Origin of the sequence: Sphingorhabdus sp., assembly GCF_040079335.1 — a bacterium.
GTDB lineage: Bacteria > Pseudomonadota > Alphaproteobacteria > Sphingomonadales > Sphingomonadaceae > Sphingorhabdus_B.
Genome location: NZ_JBEBKL010000024.1, coordinates 1 through 21,221 on the forward strand (window position 1 = coordinate 1; position 21,221 = coordinate 21,221).

Consider the following 21,221-nt stretch of genomic DNA (forward strand, 5'->3'; position numbering starts at 1 on the left):
CCCTTGATTTCAACCCATGGTGGTTTTAGCAAAATTGCTACTATATTGAGACTATGAGTCGGACGATTCTCACGGTGAAGGATGTTTAGTTTTGATCAAAGCCAAGCCGAGAAAAGCAAAAGATAGCCTTAGAACTGAGGCAGATGATTTGCCTGTCGTTAGGGATAGCACCTTCTTTCGTGCTGTAGCGGATAATTTTTTTGTAACCTATCTAGGGCGAGATTTTGAAATTGCCTGCGTTCAATCAAGCCCGACCATTGGCGCTATAAGAGAAAGCGGTGACGGGGTAGCCGAAGTCCTGACTTTCCCGGCTGAGGTTGAAGTTGCGAGAATTCGGACATCTCGCGCAGCTGCATTCAATCTTGCAATGGGTATTCTGACTAATGCAGTCGAGGAAGGCTTCGTTGACCGTGCCAAACTTATTGAAGCTTTTTCAGAAGTCGAAGAGTAGAATAGAAAATGCCAGTCAAAACACCCTCCCGATCTCCCGAAGAGAACAAGGTTTTCGCTCCCAAGTGGAGAGCCTTGCAGGCGGTTGTTATCGATGACGATCAAGAGTTGGCGGATCACGGCTGGTCAGTGATACATTCGGGTAATAACGGTTTGCTGTCAAAATTGTTTGGCGCGCAAGAGCTTTCGATCAATCCCGGTCAGCCCGTTTTGATCCGCGCTGGTAATTTTCCGGGTATTTTCGATGACACGGAAGAGCAGATCGAGTCCGTTGCTGTCCATTGGCTGACCGCTTTTGAAGAGCGTCTCACGGAATTGACAGAAATAGCATCCGAAGAGGGTGTCGAGATATCGAAAGCCTCACAAAAAGACGCGCGACTATTTGCTCAATCGCTTTACAACACCGCCCGTCCGGGAATTTTCTTGGTCGGCAACGGGAATATTCGATTTGTTTGGACCAGTGACAAGAAAGAGCAAGTTGGCTTGCAATTTCGAGGTAAGGGCAAGGTGCAGTATGTTTTCTTCAAAAATAACGAAGGCCAGATAGAAGAGACGATGGGGACAAATAAGCCTATTGCGAGCATAACCGACTTCATCGCTTTGTGTGGCCTTAGGCATGTGCTCTCGGCGCAGTAATCCATGGCAGGCGGCACCGGAGCAAAACTACCTCGTAAGCAGAATGTTGTCCGCTACGTAGGCGGTCTGCACTATGATCGGGAAAAGGATCAGGTGGCTGGTAGTGCATTTGATCGGACGACAAAAGACAACGATGGCCTCTCATTCACTCAACGCCGAATCCTTGACGCTGATTCTGAAGCGGACAAGGACTCAATACGAAAAGTTTTCGCTTCCCGCATGTCGCTCGGGAGGACAGCCTGCTTTGCAGAACTTAATGTCGGTAAGGCTCTCGATGCGTTAGACGAATTTGAACAAGATTTCTCATTTGTGGAAAACCCGATCCCGGCAGAAGGTGATAAACTAGCCAATCCTGCGCATGTGCTACTTATTGGGCTGCCGTTCAAAGGTGAGGTAGTTGGTACCCTGAGATCAGAACTAGCTGGCGACCGATTGTGCAGAGCGATCATTGGAAAGTTTCCGGCACACAAAACGGCGGATTAATATCAGTAGTCCCTTACCCCTCACTCAAAGCCCGCGTCACATCCTCCAGCGTTCCGCGCACGCGCAGCAGTTGGTCTTTGCCGAACACCACCAGGCATTCGTCATGCGCGTTGTCGGCGGCCTTCACAAATTGCACAATCTCCGCATTGACCGAGATTTTCTGGCCGCGGGTGTCGATCAGGGTGACGAAGGGGATCATCCCACCCTGTTAGGCGCATCCCCTTTTTGCGCAAGCGTGATGTCGGTCACGCACAGCCTATCGCCCCGGCGTTAAATCCGTTTTGCAACCGACAATAGGGGAGGCAGAAATGCGGACGATCAATCTGGCTGGTGCGGCGATTGTGCTGACGATGCTTTCGGGCTGTGCAAGCTCGCTCAATATCACCGGCGCCAATGGAAATCAGGTGGCCGGCGTGCCATTCCGGGCAACGCAGGTCTATCTGAAGACGGGTGTGTACAAGAAGCATTCAAAGCTTGCCGCCTGTATACCCGCGCCATTTGTCGAAACCGAATCCCTGCCCACCGGCGAACAATATTTCGCTCAGGTCGATCCAGCCGAGTTTGCGAAAACCGGCTTTTCTATGAAGTTCAATGACGTTGGCGGGCTTTCGGAGATTTCGCTCAACACCGAACCGTCTTCGGGCGATCTGGTCAAGAACTCCGCCGATGCCCTGAAAAGCGTATTGCCTTTGCTGGGCATCGGTGCTGCAGCGGCCGCCCCCGACGGCGCGCGCGACCCCAGCGATAATCCAACCCCTGACGGTCCGGCTTGCGACACAGGCGCCGACCCAGCGTCTATCAAATATTCCATTTTCGTCCCGAACTGAAATTGGCAGCATCGGAGGTTTTGGTTATGCGTTCGATACATCTGATAGGGTCGGTTTCTGCGCCATTGCTGTTGCTTTCGGCGTGCAGCGAAAGCGGCGACCCCGCGCAAAAAGCCGCTGATCCGTTGGCAGGGCTGCAACTGAGCGAAGTCGAGATCGAAATGGGTGAGGCGAAGGATGCTGCACCCGTTCCCGGCGGTGCAAAGCTGGCGTCAATGGTCGATGCCATCATCGACAGCAATTATCAGATCATGGGCTATCCGAAAAAGTCCAATATCTGGCGCTTTGCGACCGGCACGCCGAAACAGATTCCCGTATGCTGGGACACAGGCGGCTTTGATCAGCAGAAACAATGGGTCAGGGATGCCGTTGCACGCACATGGGAGCAGGAATCGGGTGTCGCTTTCACCGGATGGGGCAATTGTTCGGGCAATGCGCGCGGCATTCGCATTTCGGTGATGGATGACAGTCCGGACAATGGACCGCATGTCAAAGGTCTGGGCAACTATATCGACGGCATGAAGCAAGGTATGGTTTTGAATTTCACGTTCAACCAATGGTGCGGGCAGGCATGCCGTTCAAAGCCCAAATATTATATCGATGCCATCGCGGTGCATGAGTTCGGCCATGCTTTGAGCCTGGCCCATGAGCATAACCGGCCCGATACCCCCGGGGAATGCCGTATGAAACATGCGAAGGCAGGAAGCGATGGCGATGTTGCCAATCTGACCGAATATGATCCGCAATCGGTTATGAACTATTGCACCGAGCCGTATAGCAATGACGGAAAGTTGACCGACAGTGACCGGAAATCGGTTCAGGCGATGTATTGCCCGCCAAATGACAGGCTTTGCGATCCTGCGATTTTCCGGATGACGACAAGCCCCTATCCAGACAGATAGACGTGTTGGCTTATCCGTTGATACGGCAAAGGTAAAAACACTGTCCTACACATAACCATATAGGTTATCCGCGATTCGTTTCTCTAACCCGGAAAGGAAATTGCGGATATGCCCGCTCCCAAACTCCCGCCGCGCAAGGCGCCGCCGCTTGCGCCCAAAGCGCCGGTGCTCCCCCTCTCGCCTAAATTGGCGGGGTTGCAGGCGATGATCAACGAATTGGCGAAGAGCGAGCGGACGACGCAGTTGGTCGATTATCTCTATGATCTGCGGCGCGAAATGTTGTGGGTGGCGGATCGGCTTGCCGAGCTGGATTTCGATGCGTTTGAATTTCTGTCCGGGCTTGATGACGCGGATGATGACGATAGCGACGACGATGATTGCCCCGAGGAGGAGTGGTAATGGCGCGCCGCCGCAAGCCGGAGGATGATCTGGCGGCTGCCTCCGCCAACCCGCCGCAGCAAATACCCTCCGGCCCCAGGGTCGATTTTGCCAAGCTGATGCCCGGCTATCCCAAGCGGCATGACGGGTGGAACCAGCCGCGGGTGCAGCGCTTTTTCGATACGCTGGCGCATACCGGCTGTGTCAAGGATGCGGCGCGGGTGGCGGGGATGTCTGCCGTGGCGGCGCGGCGGGCGCAGCGGCGCTTTCCGCGCTTCGCCGCCGCGTGGGAGGAGGCGCTTGATCGCTCGCGACAGGGGCTGATCGCGATAGCATACCAACGTGCTGTCGAGGGGCGCGAGACGGTGATCATCCGCAAGGGCGAGGAATATCAGCGCAAGATCGAGCCTTCGGATGCGATGCTCGGCCTGCTCATCAAGCGCGGCGACATGTCGGGTGCGAAGCTTGCCGAGAAATCGGAGGATGTGCTGACCTATGAGGAATGGAAGGCGGGCTGGATCTTCAAGAAACATGGCGGCAAGTGGAAGCCGCCCAGCTATGACGAAGCGAAGGCGCGGCTGGAGGCGAAGTTCGATCTGATGCGCAAGCGGATGTTCACCGATGCCGACCGGCAGGGCGTGTGCATCCGCTGTGAGGCTCCCCTGCGTGCAGGGGTGACCAACCAGATACTGCACGACGGGAAGGGGTAAGTCGACTCTCCCCCCTTGCAATCCGCGGCATTTCGGTGAATCGTCTTGCGCGACGAGGAGAGAGACGATGACCGACCTGATGGAAAAGACCGCGCAGTTCCACACGATGGATGAAGGCACCCAGGAAGACTGGGATATCATCATGACGCATATGAAGCCTTTTGCGCAGAATGGCGGGGCGCGGGTGCTTGATCATTTGCGCTTGCTGGAGGGCGATTGTGGGGGCTTTGCGGTCGATCGGCTTGAGCATTGCCTGCAGACGGCGACGCGCGCGCACCGCGATGGAAAGCCCGACGACTATGTGGTGATGGCGCTGCTCCACGATATCGGCGATACGCTGGGCGCCTTCAACCACCCCGATGTCGCCGCCGCGATCCTGAAACCCTTTGTCTCGGAAGAGCTGCTCTGGATTGTGCAGCATCACGGCATTTTCCAGGGCTATAATTTCTTCCATTATCTGGGGCTCGATCGCAACATGCGCGATCAGTTTGCCGACCATCCCTATTATGCCGCGACCGCCGAGTTCATCGAGAAATATGACTGTCCGGCGTTCGACCCCGAATATGACACATTACCGCTCGAATTTTTCGAGCCGATGGTGATGAAGCTGTTCGAAAAGCCCAAGACCAGCGTGTACAAGCGCGCGATGGAATAGATTGACGATTACAGGAGAGACCCATGTCGGTAATGATGAACACGGCGACCGCCGCCAATGACGACCATATCCGGAGCACAGTGAGTGAAGAGGAATGGGCAGTCCGCGTCGATCTGGCCGCGGCCTATCGGCTGGTCGCGCATTATGGTTGGGACGATTTGATCTTCACGCACCTGTCCGCACGCGTGCCGGGGCCGGAGCATCATTTCCTGATCAACCCCTATGACATGATGTTCGAGGAGATTACCGCTTCGTCGCTCGTCAAGATTGACGTTGAGGGGCAGCCCGTGGTGCCGACCGCGCATCCGGTGAACCCCGCCGGTTTCACCATCCACTCCGCCATCCACATGGCGCGCGACGATGCGCATGCGGTGATGCACCTGCACACGCCCGCAGGTCAGGCGGTGAGCGCGATGGCCGAGGGACTGTTGCCGCACACCCAGACCGCGATGATCGCCAAGCACAATGTCGCCTATCATGAATATGAAGGCATCGCGACCGATCTGGACGAGCGCGAACGGCTGGTCGAGGATCTGGGCGAGAAGCATGCGATGATCCTGCGCAACCACGGCACGCTGGCGGTGGGGCAGAGCGTCGCTGATTGTTTCATGCGGCTCTATTTCCTCGAACGCGCCTGCGATGCACAGGTCAAGATGCTGTCGGCAGGGCGCGAAAATCTGCACACTCCGCCGCAAGGTGTCGAGGGCAAGGTTGAGGGGCAAACGCCGTCAGGTGGCATGGCGATGGTCGCGCAAAGTCTCGCCTGGCCTGCTTTGCTGCGCAAGCTTGATCGGATCGACGCGAGTTACAGGAACTAGAGCCACCGTATGAAGTCGCTGTCCTTGGCCCTGTTGGGCGCGCTGCTGCTGGTCGGCTGCGCACCCTATGCCGATGACGCCAAGGCGCCCGCCGGAGCGGTGGCTCCGCCGGTGACGCGCGGCCTGCCGGGCACGAGCTGGCGGCTGGTGCAGTTCCAGTCGTCGGACGATAATATCGGGATCAAAATTCCGCCCAATCCGGAACAATATGTGCTGACCTTTGCCAGCGACGGCTCGCTCTCGGCGCAGCTCGATTGCAACCGGCTGGCCGGAAAATGGGAAGCGCAGCCCAGTTCGCCAACTGGCGGCGGCCTGCTGATCAGCGGCGGGGCGATGACCCGCGCGATGTGCCAGCCCGGCGCGATGGATAGCACGATCGCCCGCGATATTGGGTACATCCGCAGCTACACAATTCGTGGCACGACGCTGAGCCTTGCACTGCAAGCCGATGCCGGGATTTACACTTGGGAAGCGGTGCCGTCCAATTGACGCCAAACCGGCCAACTTGGCTAGGTTTAGAGTATCTTGTTGTAAATTTATTCGCATTTTTTGCCGATCTGAAGGCTGTTTACGCTTCTGAAACGCCGAATGGATAAACGCGTCTGGTAATCCGACAGGAAACTAGAACAATATGGCCGCAAGAAAATTTTCATGGGGAGCATCCGGCGAGAAATCGGCTGAGCCGTCTGCGCGCGGTTTGCTCGGCAAGCTGGGCCAACGCCAGCCGTCGGCCTCCCCGGCAGCAAGCTCACGAGATGCACTGCTTTTGCTTCAGAATTTTGAAGAAAGCGGGCGCGGATGGTTCTGGTCGACCGATGCCGAAGGCCGCGTCACCTATCTCAGCAATTCGATTGGAGAAAAGCTGGGCGTCGCCACCGACGCGTTGCTTGGCAAAGATTTTGTCGAACTGTTCCTCAAACCCGAGGCGAGTGAAGACCGCCAGCGGACCCTGCCCTGGGTATTGATGCGGCAATCGAAATTTGATGATCTTGCGCTTCAGGCAGCAGGCACCGAGTCTGAAATTTGGTGGGCAGTTTCCGGACGACCCTATCACGATTCCGCCGGTGAATTCGCCGGCTATCGCGGAAGCGGCACCGACATTACCGATCAGCGCCGCGCATCGAAGGACAACGACCGGCTGGCGACCTATGACGCGTTGACCGGGCTGCTCAACCGCCACCGCATGGCCAAGCTTCTTGAAAGCACCTTGTCGGCGTTCCAGCTGCAAAAACGCGCCTGTTCGATCATGCTGATCGATCTGGACCGGTTCAAGCAAGTGAATGATACGCTGGGCCATCCGGCGGGCGACGCCCTGCTGAAACAGGTTGCTGAGCGGTTGATCAAGGTGGTGGGCGACAAGGAAAAGGTCAGCCGCCTTGGCGGTGACGAATTCCAGATCATCCTGCAGGACGAGGAAGACCGGGGCAATCTGGGCGACATGGCGGACAAGATCATCCGCAGCCTTTCGCACCCCTATTCGATCGACGGCAGCCGCTGCATCATCGGCGCATCGGTGGGCATCGCCGTCAGCCCCTTTGACGGGCAGTCGAGCGAAGAACTGGTCCGCAATGCCGACCTTGCACTTTATGCGGCCAAGGGTGGCGGTCGCGGTCGTTTCCGCTTCTATTCGAGCGATCTATTGCAAGCGGCCGAAGACCGTCGCGTTTTGGAAGAAGATTTGCGCGATGCACTTGCGCGCGATGAAATCTGGCTAGCCTATCAGCCGGTGGTCAATGCCCAAACCAACATCGTCACCGGGTTCGAGGCGCTGATGCGCTGGAACCACCCGGAACGTGGTAGTATCTCCCCTGCTTTGTTCATCCCGATCGCAGAGGAAGCCAATATGATTGGCGAACTGGGCGAATGGGCGCTGCGCAAGGCCTGTGAAGAGGCCGCAACCTGGCCAGGCAAGATAAAGGTGGCGGTCAACGTATCGCCGATCCAGTTTGCCAAAGACACGCTGCCTAAAGTGATAAAGGAAGCGCTGTCGCATTCGGGGCTTGCCCCGGGCCGGTTGGAACTGGAGATCACCGAAAGCGTATTTCTGCAGGATTCGGATGATACCGACGCGAAGTTTCAGGCGCTGAAAGATATTGGCGTCCGGCTGGCGCTGGATGATTTCGGCACCGGCTATTCGTCGCTCGGCTATCTGAAGACCGCGCCGTTTGACAAGATCAAGATCGATCAAAGCTTTGTGCGTGGGGCGACTGAACCCGGATCGCGCAACGGGGCTATCATTTCAGCCATCGTCGCCCTGGCCGAAGCGCTGGGTATGGAGACGACGGCAGAGGGGATTGAATCGCTCGACCAGCTCGATCTGATCCGCAGCCTGCATGTCAGCCATGTGCAGGGCTATGTCTATAGCCAGCCGGTGGCCAATGAAGAGTTGCTGGAACGGTGTGAATCAGGGGATTGGGAAATCACACCCGCTGGCCCCGCCGTACAGCGCAGCGACCGCCTGTCCATGTATCGCAAGATCGGCGCAATCCATGAAGATCATTGTTACAATGTGGTGTTGCGGAACCTGTCGGTTTCCGGCGCAATGATCGAGGGGATTATCGATGTTCCCCTGGGCACAAAATTTGTGCTCGATTTTGGCGACGGCCAGTTGGCGGTTTCAACGGTTGTGCGGTCGATGGGCACACAGCAAGGGCTGGCGTTCGAAGAGCGACTGGTCAACGATGGCAATGGCGGCCTGTGCACCAACCGCCGCGTATCGCCTTACATGATGGCTGCCGCCGGTATGCCGCTGGCTAACCTGCCACCCGGCTATTATGAAAACCTCGATATGCCGAAGCCGAAACAGGGCATTCCGGCGTTCAACACGGCAAGTGATTGGAAAGCCGCCTGATTTAGGCGGCTTTCCGGAGCGTCTTTCATTTTAGGATTTGCTGCGCACCCGCTTTTCGCGGGACGTCGCGCCGCTGACTAGCTCCACATCACGCGCCGGGATGCCGAGCAGCTTCGCCAGTTGCGCCAGCACAGACTTGGTCGCCTTGCCATCTTCGGGCGCAGTGCGCGTCCAGAGTTTCAGGCCGCCATTTTCGATTGCGGCGCGTTCGATTTTGGCCCCCGGCACCACACGCAGCGCCAGTTCACCCTTTGCGTCGGCCAGCGCGCGGATTTCCTGTGGAGAGGGGTTCGCCATGCTGGACAGTTAGGCGCAGACACCCTATTCTTGCAACATCCCCGGGGAGCCTGCTGTGGCTGAGAGGGATGGGTAAGCTCCATCCGACCCGTTGAACCTGAACCCGTTAGCACGGGCGGAGGGAGGGAGCGGCCTGTTACAGATACCGCCCTTTCCCCGTCGATATGGAGACAAGACATGGGCGACGCCCCCGCACGCACTGAAAATCCAGCCGTCACCACCGGACCGATCCGGGGTTCGAAGAAGATCCATGTCGGCCCGTTGAAGGTCGCGATGCGCGAGATTTATCTGGAACCATCGAGCGGCGAGCCGCCGGTGCGCGTCTATGACACCAGCGGGCCTTATACCGACCCGCAGGCGCAGATCGACATTGCCCAAGGCCTGTCCGAACTGCGCCGTGACTGGATTGTCGCGCGCGGCGATGTCGAGCAGGTGACCCAGCGCGAAGTGCGCCCCGAAGATAATGGCCAGCTTGGCCCCGACCGCAGCGGCGGCGTCGCACCGTTCCCCAATGTCCGCAAACAGGTGCTGCGCGCCAAGCCCGGCGCGAACGTGTCGCAGATGCATTATGCCCGCAAAGGCATCATCACCCCCGAAATGGAATATGTGGCGGAGCGCGAAAATCTCGGCCGGGCACGGCTCAAGGAATATATCCGCGACGGCGAAAGCTTTGGCGCGGCGATCCCCGATTATGTGACGCCCGAATTTGTCCGCGATGAAGTCGCGCGGGGCAGGGCGATCATCCCTTCGAACATCAACCATCCCGAAAGCGAACCGATGGCGATCGGGCGCAATTTCCTGGTCAAGATCAACGCCAATATCGGCAACAGCGCGGTCGCATCCGACGTCGCGAGCGAAGTCGACAAGATGGTGTGGAGCATCCGCTGGGGCGCGGACACTGTCATGGACCTGTCCACGGGCCGCAACATCCACGACACCCGCGAATGGATCATCCGCAACTCGCCCGTCCCCATCGGCACCGTGCCGATTTATCAGGCGCTGGAAAAGGTCGGCGGCGTGGCCGAAGACCTGACCTGGGAAATTTTCCGCGACACGCTTATCGAACAGGCCGAGCAGGGCGTCGATTATTTCACCATCCATGCGGGCGTCCGCCTGCCCTATGTGCCGCTGGCGGCCAAGCGCGTGACCGGCATCGTCAGCCGCGGCGGCAGCATCATGGCGAAATGGTGCCTCGCGCATCACAAGGAAAGCTTCCTCTACGAACGCTTTGACGAGATTACCGAGATCATGAAAGCCTATGACGTCGCCTATTCGCTCGGCGATGGCCTTCGCCCCGGCAGCATCGCCGACGCCAATGACGAAGCGCAATTTGCCGAGCTCTACACGCTGGGCGAACTCACGAAGCGCGCGTGGGAACAGGATGTGCAGGTGATGATCGAAGGCCCCGGCCATGTGCCGATGCACAAGATCAAGGAGAATATGGACAAGCAGCTGGAGGTGTGCGGCGAAGCGCCCTTCTACACGCTCGGGCCGCTGACGACCGATATCGCGCCGGGATATGACCATATCACCAGCGGCATCGGTGCGGCGATGATCGGCTGGTATGGCACGGCGATGCTCTGCTACGTCACGCCCAAGGAGCATTTGGGCCTGCCCGACCGCGACGATGTGAAGGTCGGCGTGGTGACGTACAAGCTGGCCGCGCACGCAGCGGACCTGGCCAAGGGCCACCCGGCGGCGCAAGTCCGCGACGACGCGCTGAGCAAAGCCCGCTTCGAATTCCGCTGGCGCGATCAGTTCAACCTGTCACTCGATCCCGATACGGCGGAGCAATATCACGACCAGACGCTTCCGGCGGAAGGCGCCAAGACCGCGCATTTCTGTTCGATGTGCGGGCCGAAATTCTGCTCGATGAAGATCAGCCAGGAAGTGCGGGAATTCGCGCGGTTGCAGAACCAGCCAGCGGAGGGCTTTATCGCCGCCTCCTCCACCGTTCGCCCTGAGCTTGTCGAAGGGTCTCAGAACGGTGCTTCGACAGGCTCAGCACGAACGGTATTGACCGAAGCCGAAGCCGAGGCTGGCATGGCCGAGATGAGCAAGGTCTATGACGAGACCGGGCGCGAGCTATATATGGGCGCTGGTGATCGGGAGCATGATTGATGGGCGTGCCAAAGCGTGAACAAGCTCGGTTGTTTGAATAGCTTTCATAACAAATTCTAGGGGAACGGCTATTTATTCGCCGACTGACAATTTCATTCCGCGTCTATTTAAGCGGGGGTGGTTGAGTTCTCAGGATACGTTTTTGGCACCACTAGATGTTTGCACGTCTTTGCAAATTCTAAAGTCTAGTTTGCAGATCGAAGGTTTACCGCAAATCGTAAGGCCTCAATCACGGGAAGATGCGCCGCGACGATCACTTTCTGCCATTACTGGTTTTGATCGTCAGCCCCTACATACTGATCAAGCGCACATTGCCAAACCTGCGCAATTTGTACTTCTCGAATGTCTCGAAGGCGGGGACAATCCCTGCGCCACTGAAATTCTGATACCCGACCTAGAGAGTTTGAAAGTAAATCCACCTCGCGTGCTCACTCATCCGGGCTGGATCGCGAACCGTGGTCCAAATCGACGATTTTACTGTCAAATCCTGGCGAAGTCTAACGAGGGCACATGGCGCTTGCGCTTCGATCCAGGCTGTATGAAAAACCCTTCAATCGAGAATTCGATAGAACTAGCTGCTGAAGCTCTCGAAAGTGGTGCAACACATAATTCAGTTGTTCTAAATACAGGCGATTGGCTTATTGTAGACAATTGGCGTGCGCTTCACGGCAGAGGTAATGGCGCAAACTTTGCAAAAAATCGCCGACTACGGCGAAGCTATTGGGGGATACGATGAGTTGGTCCACGGACGAGTTGCTAGGGAAGGCAAAATTGTATGCTGAAAGAGCAAATAATGAAGATTTTGAATCTGCATTATTTGGCTTTTGGATGAGCTTATGCATAGAATTACTCGGTCGCGCGGCTCTCGCAAAAATTCATCCTGTTCTGCTCGCTGACCCGTCTCAGGAGGGGAATATTCATTATTCTTTTGGCATCAATCCAAAAGCGAATCCGAAATCTGTGGCAGCGAAAGCTGTATTTGCTCGATGCTCTGTTTTTATCGAGGACTTTACTGATCAAATGTCAGGCCACTGTTTGTTATTGGCTGACAGGCGAAATAAAGAGCTTCATAGCGGTGAGGCTGCGTTTGAGGGTATCGAAAATTCTACTTGGCTGCCTCAGACATACGAGGTGTTCAGTGTCCTCCTCAACCATATGGGGCTTAGCTTCGAAGATTTTTTGGGGAAACAGCACGCTAAAGTTGCCGAGGGAATGCTGAAGGACAGGCACGAACACCTTTTAAAAGAAGTGAAAGAACGGATATCATCCGCCAAAAAAGCATTCGATAAAATTGATGGCGACGCGAAGTCTGAACGTACGGAAAAGGCCAAAGAAGTTGTTCAATCGTGGGTAAAAGCAGGCACGCTTCGTGAAGCAATAGATTGTCCTTCTTGTGGATTTAAGGGAGCCTTGTCCGGCGAGTCACTAAACCGCGGGCCGATCAAAATTGATGAGGATGACGGTACAATCGTACGAGAAGTAAGAGCGCTTCCCAATGCTTTCCGATGTGCGGTCTGCGCTCTTAAGCTTGATGGCTATCAGGAACTCTTGCACGCCGGGATGGGCAAAGCTTTCGTCACAATGGAAGAAGAAGACCCAATAGAATTTTTCGGCATTGTTCCAGAGGAGCACGTCGATATTGACAAGCTAATTCGTGAATATCACGAAGATGAATATAACAACGAGTGAGTTACGTTTGAATTCCGAGAACACTGAAGTCCTGGGACACGATACTAATTAGCCGCCGACGTCACCCCAACCGAACCAAAGCCTCATCCAACGCCTGCAAAAACCTTGACCGGTCGGCCTTGGCAAATGGCGCTGGCCCTCCCACTATCCCGTCCATCCCGGCGCGCAAGTCGGCCATGATGGCTCGGGTGGCGATGGCGCTGCCGATGGAGGCGTTGGTGAACGGCTTGCCACCATATCCGATGACGACTGCTCCGGCTTTCAGGCACCGGTCCGCCAGCAATATGTCGGCGGTGATCACGATGCTGCGCGGACCCGCTTGCTCCGCAATCCAGTCATCGGCGGCATCGAAACTGTCCGATACGATATGCCGCGTAATCAGCACATGGTCGGGAATGCGAAAGCGCGCATTGCTGACCAACACCACGGGCACATTGCGGCGCCAGGCGACCTTGTAAATCTCCTCCTTCACTGGGCACGCATCGGCATCGACCAATATGCGGGGCGAGCCATTAGGCAGGGGATCGGGGCTGTCGGACATCATTTCTGTTCGGGGCTTTATACCAATTTAGCCCTGCGGCACCAACTTCTCTCGCCTCCGCCTTTACTCGCTCGGCGTCGTGTATCCCGCGACCACCTCCTAATAACCGTTGCCCGCCCCCACGCAGCCTAGCTAATCAACCGGTCCAGCAAGGCTTCGATCACCAATTCGGGGGCCACAAGCTTCAGATTCTCGTCAATCGCCAGAATGGCGACCCCGTGGACCGCCGCCCAGATGGTGTTTGTCCGAAGCATCAGTGCTTGGCTATCAAGGCCCGCGCTATCGGGCAGCGCGGCGACGCCTGACTGCATTCGTGCAAAGGCCTTGGCGGCTGCATTACTGGAAAAATTGTAGTGCGAACCTGCATCGCCAAGGGGCAGAGAAAGTCGGCGGGGGAGCACGCCTGCAAACATCAGTCGGAAAAGCTGCGGATTTGCCTGTGCAAAGCGCAAATAGCCGCGCATGCCCGCACGACCACGCGCCACCGGATCGACATGCCCCGCTTCCGCCGCTTCGGTTGCTTCCGCGAGCAAGGTAAAGCCGCGCTCGCCTAGGCTGTGGAGCAGCGCATCCTTGTCGGCAAAATAATGATAGGGCGCCGAACGCGATACGCCCGCCACCTCACCCAATGCGCGCAAAGACAGTGCCGCTACACCTTGCGACGCAACGATTTCCGCCGCCGCATCGAGCAATTTCTGCTCGAGATTGTCATGATGATAGGTTGGTTTCGCCGCCGCCATGATGAAATAGTAAGTTGCCGCTTGACAGTGTCAAGATTATTGCCGATCAATCTTGACGCTGTCAAGTTTGGAGAAGTGCGATGCGAAAGGCTGTTGTCGGAGGTGCGGCACTGATAATGATGCTGGGAATTACGGCCTGCACCGACACCTATCTTGGGCGGATGCTTTCGCTGCGCGGTGTCGATGTCGAGGATTATACGCAGTTGCCCTCACGATCGATGCCCAACGCGCCGGGCGCCACGCCTTTTGTTGAAGCGCGGGATGCCGGCTGGATGCGGCGGGCTTTGAGCGGTGAATTGGCCGAGCCTGCCGGTTTTGATGCTTTTGCGGAAAAGAACGGCACCACGGCCTTCATCATCCTTGCGGACGGCAAGCTGGTTGATGAGCGTTATTATTATGGTGCGCGGCGCGACAGCCTGTTCAAGAGTTTCTCGATTTCAAAGTCGGTGCTGTCGGCAATGTTTGGCATCGCCGCCGCCGATGGGATCATCAAACGCGAGGACCGCCTTGGCGACCATATCGCCGGCCTTTCGAACAAGGAGCTGGCGGATGTTCGGCTCGGTCAGCTTCTCGATAATGTCAGCGGCTTTGCCTATGCTCGTGGGGGGATGCCGTGGCGGCAACAGCCCCGCATGTATTACTCCACCGATATTCGAAGCTATCTGCGCCAGACACAGTTTGCGCATCCGCCGGGCAGCAAGTTTGAGGGGGAGGATTTAAGCCCGTTGCTCGTCGGCTATGCGCTGGAATCGGCGTTGCGCAAGCATGACCCCAAGGCAACCCTCTCCGATTTCGCGGCAAAACGGCTTTGGCAACCGCTGGGCGCCGAATATCCGGCTCTGTGGAATATCGACCATAAGGGTGATGGGATGGAGAAGGTTGAAAGCGGATTTGTCGCACGGGCGATGGATCTGGCGCGTTTTGGCCAACTCTATCTCGACAATGGCGTGGCGCGTGGCCAGCAGATTGTGCCCGCCGACTGGGTGGCGCAATCGCGCAGCGTGCCTGCCGAGGGTATGCCGAACCGGTTCGTCGATGCGGATGGCCATTATCACAATCTGTGGTGGGGTGCGGCCCGACGCGCCGGCCAAACGCAACGCTTTTATGCCAATGGCCATTTTGGCCAGCGGATATTTGTCGATCCTGATAAAAAGCTGGTCATCGTGCGGCTTGGCAGCAGCGGCGGCGATGTCGATTGGACCGCGTTGCTGGGCAAAATTGCCGACGGTTGGTGATAAAACTGGTGGGGGTAGTGGCGCTTTTCCGTTAGAATAGATGTGCAGGAAATTCCGACGGCACCAGCCCGGTCAGACTTTACCCGGCACCAACTTCTCCACCAGCCGCTTCAACTTCTCAGAGATGTAATGCCTAAAACCACCGTATGAAAGCGATTCCCTGCGTGACATTCTCCCCCAGCCGGGTAGGACTGGGGCATATGAACAGCCCTGCAAAATCCCTTTCCCGCAAACGCCCCAATTATTTCACCATCGCGATGGACGCATGGGCGCTTGCTGCTGAGTCCAATATGGTGATTGCAATGCGGCTGGGTGCGCTGGCCTTTGGTGGCCCGGCTGCCGCCAAAGAGGCGGAGCGGATGGTTTCGGAAAAGGTCGCGGCCAATATGGCGCTGGGCTTTGACTTGATGACAGGCAAGCTCGGTACCAGCCCCGAACAGATTATGAGCGGCAGCATCGCCCATTATTCCCGCCGCGTGCGCCGCAACCGGGAACGTCTGGCGAAATAGCTAGGCTTTCTGCCGCAAAGGCTCCATCGGCTGCGCAAAATAGCGTGCCCAGACATAGCGCCACGGCACGATGAAATAGGCGATGATGATACCGATACAGTCGTAGAACAGCCCCTCGATATCGGGCGTCCATTTGTTCGCCATCCAGGCGCGGCCCGCGATCAGGATAAGCCAGACCGTCTTCCACGCAATTTCATAAAGCATCAGCGGCAGCATCTGCAGCGGATAGCGCACGCCAAGCAGGCTCATCAGCGCGAGTGCGGCGAGCATCGATTTGGCGAGGCCGCGCATCACATCCCAGTCGGCGCTCTCAAACAGCAATTGCGGCCAGACAAACATTGCACCCATGATCCCCGCCATCAGCAAAAACAGGAAACGCATCGCGTTGATCCGCCATGTGGCGACGGGCGGGAAAGGAGAGGCAGAAGTGCTTGGCATATTTTATCTCTATCGTTGTCGCTTTAGTGTATTGGTGTAGTATTACACTGATATTGTCAAGGCGATGTCGTCAGGCACTTGCTCGAAGCGATAATAGCCCTTGGCATCGCGTGCTTGCTCACCCATGGTGGTGCAACGGGATAAGGAAGGAGGTCCGATGTCCGCCGAGGTTGCAGAGAAGGCGGGTCAGGACTCCTCGTCGCGATGGGGGCTGCTCATGCTGCTCACCATCATCAATGTCCTGAATTTTGTCGACCGCCAATTGCTCCCCAGCTTTGCCAATTTCATCAAGCCCGAACTGGGGCTGACCGATACCCAATATGGCCTGCTGACGGGGCTGTTCTTCATCATTTTCTACGCGGTCGCCGGTTTGTTCATGGGTGTTTTGGCGGATCGGATGCACCGTGGGAAACTGATCGCGGCGGCGATTGCGCTGTGGAGTTTGCTGACCGCTGCCAGCGGCGCTGCAAAGGGCTTTGTCTCGATGGCGCTGCCGCGCGCACTGATCGGCGTCGGGGAATCGGCGCTGACGCCCGCGGCCACCTCCTTGCTCGCTGACCGGTTCCGCCCGTCGCAGCTTGGGCTGGCGGCGGCGCTCTATTATCTCGGCGTGCCGATTGGGGCGGGGCTCAGCCTGCTGGTTGCGGGCTATCTGGGGCCAACGATTGGCTGGCGAAATTGCTTCTATCTGCTCGGTGGAGCAGGGATGCTGTTCGCCGCTTGCATGCTGTTTGTGCGCGACTTGCGCGTGCCCACAGCCCACGTCCATAAACATGGGCCCGGCTGGCGCGGGCATTTGCGGCTGCTGGCCGCCGCGCTCAGGCAATCCCCTGCCTTGTGCATGATGATCGGCGGCGGGGTTGCGCTGCATATCGCGGTTGGGGCGGCGGCTTTTGACCAGATCTGGTTCGTCGAGGAACGCGGTTATGAACGCGCCGAAATCGCCAAGATTACGGGCTATATCACTGTTGTTGCCGGGATTGCAGGGAACCTGTTTGGCGGCTTTGCGGGCGACTGGTGGTATAAATACCGGAAGTCGGGCCGTGCAATGCTGCTGTTTTGGATGTTCCTGATTGTCGGGCCGTTTTCGGTCATTTTCCGCATTTTACCGGCGGATTCGCTGTTGTTTGTGCCGGGTATCGGTGTGGGCATTTTTATCCTCTGCGCATTTTACGGGCCGTCGATTTCGACGATACAGGAATTGTCGCCGCCTTCGGCACGCGCGACGGTGATCGCGTTCAACATTCTCTGCCTCAACGCTATCGGCCTTGGCATCGGGATCACAGGCACTGGCTGGCTGATCGACATGTTCCGCCAGGCGGGTAGTGCAGAGCCTTATACCCATGCCGCGCTGACGATGTCGCTGGTCTCTTTGCTGGCGCTGCCGGCCTTCTTCCTCGCCGGACGCTGGTTCCACCGCGACAAAGCGCGGTTGGACGATGGGCTGCCGGGCAAGTTTGAATTCAACTGAATACAATCCAGTATAGGCCACCAATTCTGCTATGCCGCATCTCGCCCATATCGCACTTGTCGTTCGCGACTATGATGAAGCGATCGCCTTTTATGTCGGAAAACTTGGCTTCACGCTGGTGGCAGACGAATATCAGGCCGAGCAGGACAAGCGCTGGGTGCTCATCCGCCCGCCCGGCGCGACTGATGAAGCGACCACCATCCTGCTCGCGCGCGCATCGAAGCCGGAGCAAGAGGCGTTTATCGGCAATCAAGCTGGAGGCCGGGTGTTCCTGTTTCTGGCGACCGACGATTTCGAACGCGACCATGCCGCCTTCACCGCCGCCGGCGTCGAATGGATCCGCCCGCCTGCGGTTCAGCCCTATGGTAAAGTCGCGGTCTTTGCCGATCTGTATGGCAATTTATGGGACCTGGTTCAGTTTAACGGTTAAGCAGGCCCATAAGGAAATGCTTCAATAGTCCCCGAGGCCCTGGTCGCGTCGCTGCTTGCGGGCGTTGTTACGGCGGATAGCAACCGCACCGACGATAGCCGCGACCACCATCAGCGCGATAAGCGAATAGGCGATGATCAAACGGGTTTCCATGGCGGGTTCCTAAATGCGACTGACCCAAGGCATTCGGAGCGCTGGCTGCGCCCTACACCTTTTTGCCGCCGCACTGGCATGAAAAGCGCATGTGGAGTGCGTCGGATGCTTTACGAGGCGCTATTTGCAGCTAGATTGACGGGTAAAGGAGAGTGATATGGCAAATGTTCTCGGGCTGGGCGGGCTGTTCTTCAAATCGGCGGACCCGGCGGCGACCAACGAATGGTATGCGCGGGTTCTCGGCATCAAGGTGGAGCCGTGGGGTATCATTTTCACCCCTGATGCGGCGGCGGCACATCCCGGGGCTGCGACCGTCTTTTCCCCCTTCAAGGCCGACACCGACTATTTTGCGCCTTCGGACAAGGAATTCATGTTCAACCTGATGGTTGATGATCTGGACGGCATTCTCACCCGCTGTGCCGAGCATGGGGTGGAACCGGTCAAGACCTTCCCCGACGAAGGGAACGGTCGCTTTGCGCACATCATGGACCCTGAAGGCCGCAAGATCGAGCTGTGGGAACCCAAGCCGATGGGCTGAGCTGACGCGATTGTCCGCTCAGCCGCCCCAAGGCGGGGGCGCGACGACGGTCGTGGTCAGATCGAATTCCACACGGAAGAAGCGGGCATTTTCGCCGGTGCGGCGCAGCACATAGGCAAAGTGCGGATTTGCCGCGCTTTTGTCGCTGATTTCGACTTCCCAGACATTGGTCACGGATGCTGCACGCCCTTCACGGCGGAACAGGGCGATGCTTTCGGCGTCGACGGGGAAGCTTTGCGCATTGGCGCTGCCGGGGGTTGCGGTGTCGCCGCCATATTGGGTGAGTTTGTCCTCGCTGCCATCCTCATGCCGGTGATCATGTTTCAGCCGTAACCCGGTTGTTGTGCGGGTGATCACCCAGGTGCGCGACCGATCCCATTTTCCGTCGGCCTCCCTGTGCCCGACATGGAAGGGGATGCGGATTTCGCTGTCGGTGCAACTGCGGACATGCATCATCATTGGGCGGCCCTTGAAGTCCGCATCGGCGGCTTCGTCACTGGCCAGCTTGCCCGGAAACGCCTTGCCGCAATGCGCGCTCAAATTTGCCCAAAAGGCGTCTTGCGGATTGGCGGCCGGGGTGGTCGCGCAAGCCGAAAGCGCAAGCGCAGCGATTATGGCCAAGCGCCGCATTAGCGTTTGCGCACAAATTCGGCGCGCAGCACCAGACCTTTGATGCCTTCAAATTTGCAGTCGATTTCCTGTGCGTCGCCTGTCAGCCGGATTGACTTTATCAACGTGCCCTGCTTCAGCGTCTGGCCCGCACCTTTGACGGTCAGGTCCTTGATCAGCGTCACCTGATCGCCATCCTGCAATATGTTGCCCACGGCATCGCGCACTTCGACCGCACCGGCCGCCGCCTGCTTCGCCGCAAGCTCTGAGGCGGGCAGCCATTCGCCGCTTTCCTCATCATAGACATAATCTTCGTCGGACATGATCCCGCCTTTCTTGCCCGCGCTGTGCGCCCCGCGCACGCGATTTGCAAGCTTGCCGTGCATTGCCGCGGTGGCTATCGGCAGGGGATGAAAATTTCCGCCATGATTGGCCGCGCTCTTGTGACCGCATCTCTGTTCGGCGCTGTTCCTGCACTGGCAAATCCCGAACTTGAGGTCGCCGATCGTGGGACGGTGCCGACCTGCAGCATTTCGGATGCGCTGCCCGCCGATATGGCAAAGCGCGCTGGCGAACTCGGCTATGTGCGCGAAGAATTGATGCCTTCGACGGTAACCACACCGCAATTTGGCGGGAGGCTGCGTTGCGCGAGAACGCTCGACGGCTTTGCCAAAACAATCGGCATTGCGCTGGTTGAGGATTTCCTGCTCGAAGGCGAAAAGGTGCGCGCGCTCTATCAGGGCGATACCATTGTCTTCTCGCTGTCGGGCACCACACCCGCCGCCACCTACCCGACGCGTAAAGGTGAAATGCGCTGTTACCGGAGCGGGGCCGCTGCGGTTGTCCAGTGCACTACCGGCTTTGGCGCAAAGGGCGCGAGCATGCTGGTGCTGCAGAATCAGAATGAGGAATATCAGCTCGGCCTCTCGGTCAGCGCCTATGATTGGCCCGAGCATAAGGGCAGACCATCGGCGCCCCTGCAGTTCCGTGCCGGAGAGAATGCAGCCGTCACGATCGACTGGGTCAACCAGTCGCTCTCTGACGCGGAAGATATCACCGCCTGGACAGCGATATTGGAAGGGAAGAGCTTCACCGATGCTTTGCTGCAGCAGAAGGGCCCGGTTCCTGTCGAGATCGAGACCAAATTTGCCGAAGGCCAATCCGTCAAACAGGCGTTCGATTTTGCGGAGATGATCGCGCTTTACCGCGCAATGGCGGCGTTAACCCGCGAAATGCCGGTGCGTTGATCAGCGGCTGAACCGTGTGATCATCGTGACGAAGAAGGCAGTCGACCAACCCAAAAGCAGCAACCCGTTAATCCCTTCGATGGCAGCCACCAGACGCCAGGCCGGGACGATATAGCGGTCATCATAGCCGATCCCCGCATAGCTGATCGTCGAGAAATAGACCGCGGTTTCAAGGTCTCCGATGGCGCCGACGATCAGATAGAAAAAGGCATAGAGCCAGATTTCGATGCCGTGCAGGACGAACAGCGCCAAAACCAAACCCAGCGTGAAAAACATCGAACGGAGCGAGAAGGAGGGGATGTGGTGCAGCCGCTCCTCGCGCAGTTCCTTACGCAATATCCGCGCAAACAGGGCTAGCCCGGTGCCGTGGAACAGCACAGTGATGATGACGAGTATCGTCGACGCGGTCAGGTGCAGAAGCATGATGCCTATTAGCCGCATGCGAACCTTGTGGCCATTGATGCAGCGCAAACAACTTGCAGCGAAAAATGGT

The 21,221-nt window shown here is 57.5% G+C and carries 28 protein-coding genes and 1 riboswitch; of the genes, 19 read left to right on the plus strand and 9 right to left on the minus strand.

Annotated elements, in window-relative coordinates; genetic code table 11:
• Window positions 1-91: 91 nt before the first annotated feature.
• Genes ABL922_RS08160 through ABL922_RS08170 form a run of 3 tightly spaced genes read left to right on the plus strand, consistent with a single transcriptional unit; the run spans window position 92 to window position 1,569 of the window.
• Window positions 92-451 carry a hypothetical protein gene (locus tag ABL922_RS08160; RefSeq protein WP_349023719.1) on the plus strand — a complete coding sequence of 120 codons (360 nt, stop codon included), beginning with the start codon at window positions 92-94 and terminating at the stop codon, window positions 449-451.
• 8 nt (window positions 452-459) lie between these two features.
• The gene (locus tag ABL922_RS08165; RefSeq protein WP_349023720.1) at window positions 460-1,086 is read left to right on the plus strand and encodes a hypothetical protein; all 627 of its coding nucleotides are present in this window, start codon (window positions 460-462) and stop codon (window positions 1,084-1,086) included.
• Between the two features lie 3 nt (window positions 1,087-1,089).
• Window positions 1,090-1,569, plus strand: a complete 480-nt coding sequence (locus ABL922_RS08170) for a hypothetical protein (protein WP_349023721.1) — start codon at window positions 1,090-1,092, stop codon at window positions 1,567-1,569.
• 13 nt (window positions 1,570-1,582) lie between these two features.
• Here ABL922_RS08170 and ABL922_RS08175 read toward each other — a convergent pair whose 3' ends face one another.
• The gene (locus tag ABL922_RS08175) at window positions 1,583-1,768 is read right to left on the minus strand and encodes a hypothetical protein (RefSeq protein WP_349023722.1); all 186 of its coding nucleotides are present in this window, start codon (window positions 1,766-1,768) and stop codon (window positions 1,583-1,585) included.
• A gap of 109 nt (window positions 1,769-1,877) precedes the next feature.
• Between ABL922_RS08175 and ABL922_RS08180 the strand changes: the two genes are divergently transcribed.
• The 8 genes from ABL922_RS08180 (at window position 1,878) to ABL922_RS08215 (ending at window position 8,710) form a co-directional block, all read left to right on the plus strand.
• Window positions 1,878-2,396, plus strand: coding sequence for a hypothetical protein (locus ABL922_RS08180; RefSeq protein ID WP_349023723.1), 519 nt, complete (start codon window positions 1,878-1,880; stop codon window positions 2,394-2,396).
• Between the two features lie 26 nt (window positions 2,397-2,422).
• Window positions 2,423-3,298 carry a M12 family metallopeptidase gene (locus ABL922_RS08185; protein WP_349023724.1) on the plus strand — a complete coding sequence of 292 codons (876 nt, stop codon included), beginning with the start codon at window positions 2,423-2,425 and terminating at the stop codon, window positions 3,296-3,298.
• Between the two features lie 108 nt (window positions 3,299-3,406).
• Window positions 3,407-3,697, plus strand: coding sequence for a hypothetical protein (locus ABL922_RS08190; RefSeq protein ID WP_349023725.1), 291 nt, complete (start codon window positions 3,407-3,409; stop codon window positions 3,695-3,697).
• Window positions 3,697-4,386, plus strand: coding sequence for a hypothetical protein (locus tag ABL922_RS08195; RefSeq protein ID WP_349023726.1), 690 nt, complete (start codon window positions 3,697-3,699; stop codon window positions 4,384-4,386). Before ABL922_RS08190 ends, ABL922_RS08195 begins: the two co-directional genes overlap by 1 nt.
• A 67-nt stretch (window positions 4,387-4,453) precedes the next feature.
• Window positions 4,454-5,041, plus strand: coding sequence for an HD domain-containing protein (locus ABL922_RS08200; protein WP_349023727.1), 588 nt, complete (start codon window positions 4,454-4,456; stop codon window positions 5,039-5,041).
• Between the two features lie 23 nt (window positions 5,042-5,064).
• The gene (locus ABL922_RS08205) at window positions 5,065-5,859 is read left to right on the plus strand and encodes a class II aldolase/adducin family protein (protein ID WP_349023728.1); all 795 of its coding nucleotides are present in this window, start codon (window positions 5,065-5,067) and stop codon (window positions 5,857-5,859) included.
• A gap of 9 nt (window positions 5,860-5,868) precedes the next feature.
• Window positions 5,869-6,348 (plus strand): META domain-containing protein, encoded by a 480-nt coding sequence (locus ABL922_RS08210; protein ID WP_349023729.1) that lies wholly within the window; start codon window positions 5,869-5,871, stop codon window positions 6,346-6,348.
• Window positions 6,349-6,490: 142 nt separating this feature from the next.
• A complete protein-coding gene (locus ABL922_RS08215) occupies window positions 6,491-8,710 on the plus strand; it encodes an EAL domain-containing protein (protein WP_349023730.1) in 2,220 nt (739 codons plus the stop codon).
• Window positions 8,711-8,740: 30 nt separating this feature from the next.
• Here ABL922_RS08215 and ABL922_RS08220 read toward each other — a convergent pair whose 3' ends face one another.
• Window positions 8,741-9,007: a DUF167 domain-containing protein gene (locus ABL922_RS08220; RefSeq protein ID WP_349023731.1), complete on the minus strand. Its 267-nt coding sequence runs from the start codon at window positions 9,005-9,007 to the stop codon at window positions 8,741-8,743.
• 32 nt (window positions 9,008-9,039) lie between these two features.
• Window positions 9,040-9,148: riboswitch (TPP riboswitch) on the plus strand.
• Between the two features lie 36 nt (window positions 9,149-9,184).
• Between ABL922_RS08220 and thiC the strand changes: the two genes are divergently transcribed.
• Entirely contained in the window at window positions 9,185-11,128 is a 1,944-nt protein-coding gene (gene thiC, locus ABL922_RS08225) for a phosphomethylpyrimidine synthase ThiC (protein WP_349023732.1), read from the plus strand.
• 732 nt (window positions 11,129-11,860) lie between these two features.
• The gene (locus ABL922_RS08230) at window positions 11,861-12,817 is read left to right on the plus strand and encodes a hypothetical protein (RefSeq protein WP_125230586.1); all 957 of its coding nucleotides are present in this window, start codon (window positions 11,861-11,863) and stop codon (window positions 12,815-12,817) included.
• A 61-nt stretch (window positions 12,818-12,878) separates the two neighbouring features.
• On the opposite strand, the gene ABL922_RS08235 is transcribed toward ABL922_RS08230, so the two are convergent.
• Together ABL922_RS08235 and ABL922_RS08240 are read right to left on the minus strand one after the other, a co-directional pair.
• The gene (locus ABL922_RS08235; RefSeq protein WP_349023733.1) at window positions 12,879-13,361 is read right to left on the minus strand and encodes a YaiI/YqxD family protein; all 483 of its coding nucleotides are present in this window, start codon (window positions 13,359-13,361) and stop codon (window positions 12,879-12,881) included.
• A 125-nt stretch (window positions 13,362-13,486) separates the two neighbouring features.
• Window positions 13,487-14,098 carry a TetR/AcrR family transcriptional regulator gene (locus tag ABL922_RS08240; protein WP_349023734.1) on the minus strand — a complete coding sequence of 204 codons (612 nt, stop codon included), beginning with the start codon at window positions 14,096-14,098 and terminating at the stop codon, window positions 13,487-13,489.
• Window positions 14,099-14,178: 80 nt separating this feature from the next.
• On the opposite strand from ABL922_RS08240, the gene ABL922_RS08245 reads away from it, so the two are divergent.
• Both ABL922_RS08245 and ABL922_RS08250 read left to right on the plus strand, forming a co-directional pair.
• Window positions 14,179-15,333 carry a serine hydrolase gene (locus ABL922_RS08245; RefSeq protein ID WP_349023735.1) on the plus strand — a complete coding sequence of 385 codons (1,155 nt, stop codon included), beginning with the start codon at window positions 14,179-14,181 and terminating at the stop codon, window positions 15,331-15,333.
• A 164-nt stretch (window positions 15,334-15,497) separates the two neighbouring features.
• A complete protein-coding gene (locus ABL922_RS08250) occupies window positions 15,498-15,842 on the plus strand; it encodes a hypothetical protein (protein WP_349023736.1) in 345 nt (114 codons plus the stop codon).
• On the opposite strand, the gene ABL922_RS08255 is transcribed toward ABL922_RS08250, so the two are convergent.
• Window positions 15,843-16,280 carry a hypothetical protein gene (locus tag ABL922_RS08255; protein ID WP_349023737.1) on the minus strand — a complete coding sequence of 146 codons (438 nt, stop codon included), beginning with the start codon at window positions 16,278-16,280 and terminating at the stop codon, window positions 15,843-15,845.
• Between the two features lie 157 nt (window positions 16,281-16,437).
• On the opposite strand from ABL922_RS08255, the gene ABL922_RS08260 reads away from it, so the two are divergent.
• Both ABL922_RS08260 and ABL922_RS08265 read left to right on the plus strand, forming a co-directional pair.
• Window positions 16,438-17,751, plus strand: coding sequence for an MFS transporter (locus ABL922_RS08260; RefSeq protein ID WP_349023738.1), 1,314 nt, complete (start codon window positions 16,438-16,440; stop codon window positions 17,749-17,751).
• 31 nt (window positions 17,752-17,782) lie between these two features.
• On the plus strand, window positions 17,783-18,181 hold the full coding sequence (locus ABL922_RS08265; RefSeq protein WP_349023739.1) for a VOC family protein: 399 nt from the start codon (window positions 17,783-17,785) through the stop codon (window positions 18,179-18,181).
• A gap of 21 nt (window positions 18,182-18,202) precedes the next feature.
• Here ABL922_RS08265 and ABL922_RS08270 read toward each other — a convergent pair whose 3' ends face one another.
• Window positions 18,203-18,334 (minus strand): hypothetical protein, encoded by a 132-nt coding sequence (locus ABL922_RS08270; RefSeq protein ID WP_349023740.1) that lies wholly within the window; start codon window positions 18,332-18,334, stop codon window positions 18,203-18,205.
• A 157-nt stretch (window positions 18,335-18,491) separates the two neighbouring features.
• Here ABL922_RS08270 and ABL922_RS08275 point away from each other — a divergent pair, with 157 nt between their 5' ends.
• On the plus strand, window positions 18,492-18,872 hold the full coding sequence (locus ABL922_RS08275) for a VOC family protein (RefSeq protein ID WP_349023741.1): 381 nt from the start codon (window positions 18,492-18,494) through the stop codon (window positions 18,870-18,872).
• An 18-nt stretch (window positions 18,873-18,890) separates the two neighbouring features.
• Here the strand turns inward: ABL922_RS08275 and ABL922_RS08280 are convergent, their stop codons facing one another.
• Both ABL922_RS08280 and ABL922_RS08285 read right to left on the minus strand, forming a co-directional pair.
• Window positions 18,891-19,502, minus strand: a complete 612-nt coding sequence (locus tag ABL922_RS08280) for a hypothetical protein (protein ID WP_349023742.1) — start codon at window positions 19,500-19,502, stop codon at window positions 18,891-18,893.
• Window positions 19,502-19,804 (minus strand): alkylphosphonate utilization protein, encoded by a 303-nt coding sequence (locus ABL922_RS08285; protein WP_349023743.1) that lies wholly within the window; start codon window positions 19,802-19,804, stop codon window positions 19,502-19,504. The genes ABL922_RS08280 and ABL922_RS08285 overlap by 1 nt, the downstream gene beginning before the upstream one ends.
• An 87-nt stretch (window positions 19,805-19,891) precedes the next feature.
• On the opposite strand from ABL922_RS08285, the gene ABL922_RS08290 reads away from it, so the two are divergent.
• Window positions 19,892-20,728: a hypothetical protein gene (locus ABL922_RS08290; RefSeq protein WP_349023744.1), complete on the plus strand. Its 837-nt coding sequence runs from the start codon at window positions 19,892-19,894 to the stop codon at window positions 20,726-20,728.
• On the opposite strand, the gene ABL922_RS08295 is transcribed toward ABL922_RS08290, so the two are convergent.
• Complete coding sequence (locus ABL922_RS08295; RefSeq protein ID WP_349023745.1) at window positions 20,729-21,169, minus strand: ion channel; 441 nt, start codon at window positions 21,167-21,169, stop codon at window positions 20,729-20,731.
• Between the last annotated feature and the right edge of the window lie 52 nt (window positions 21,170-21,221).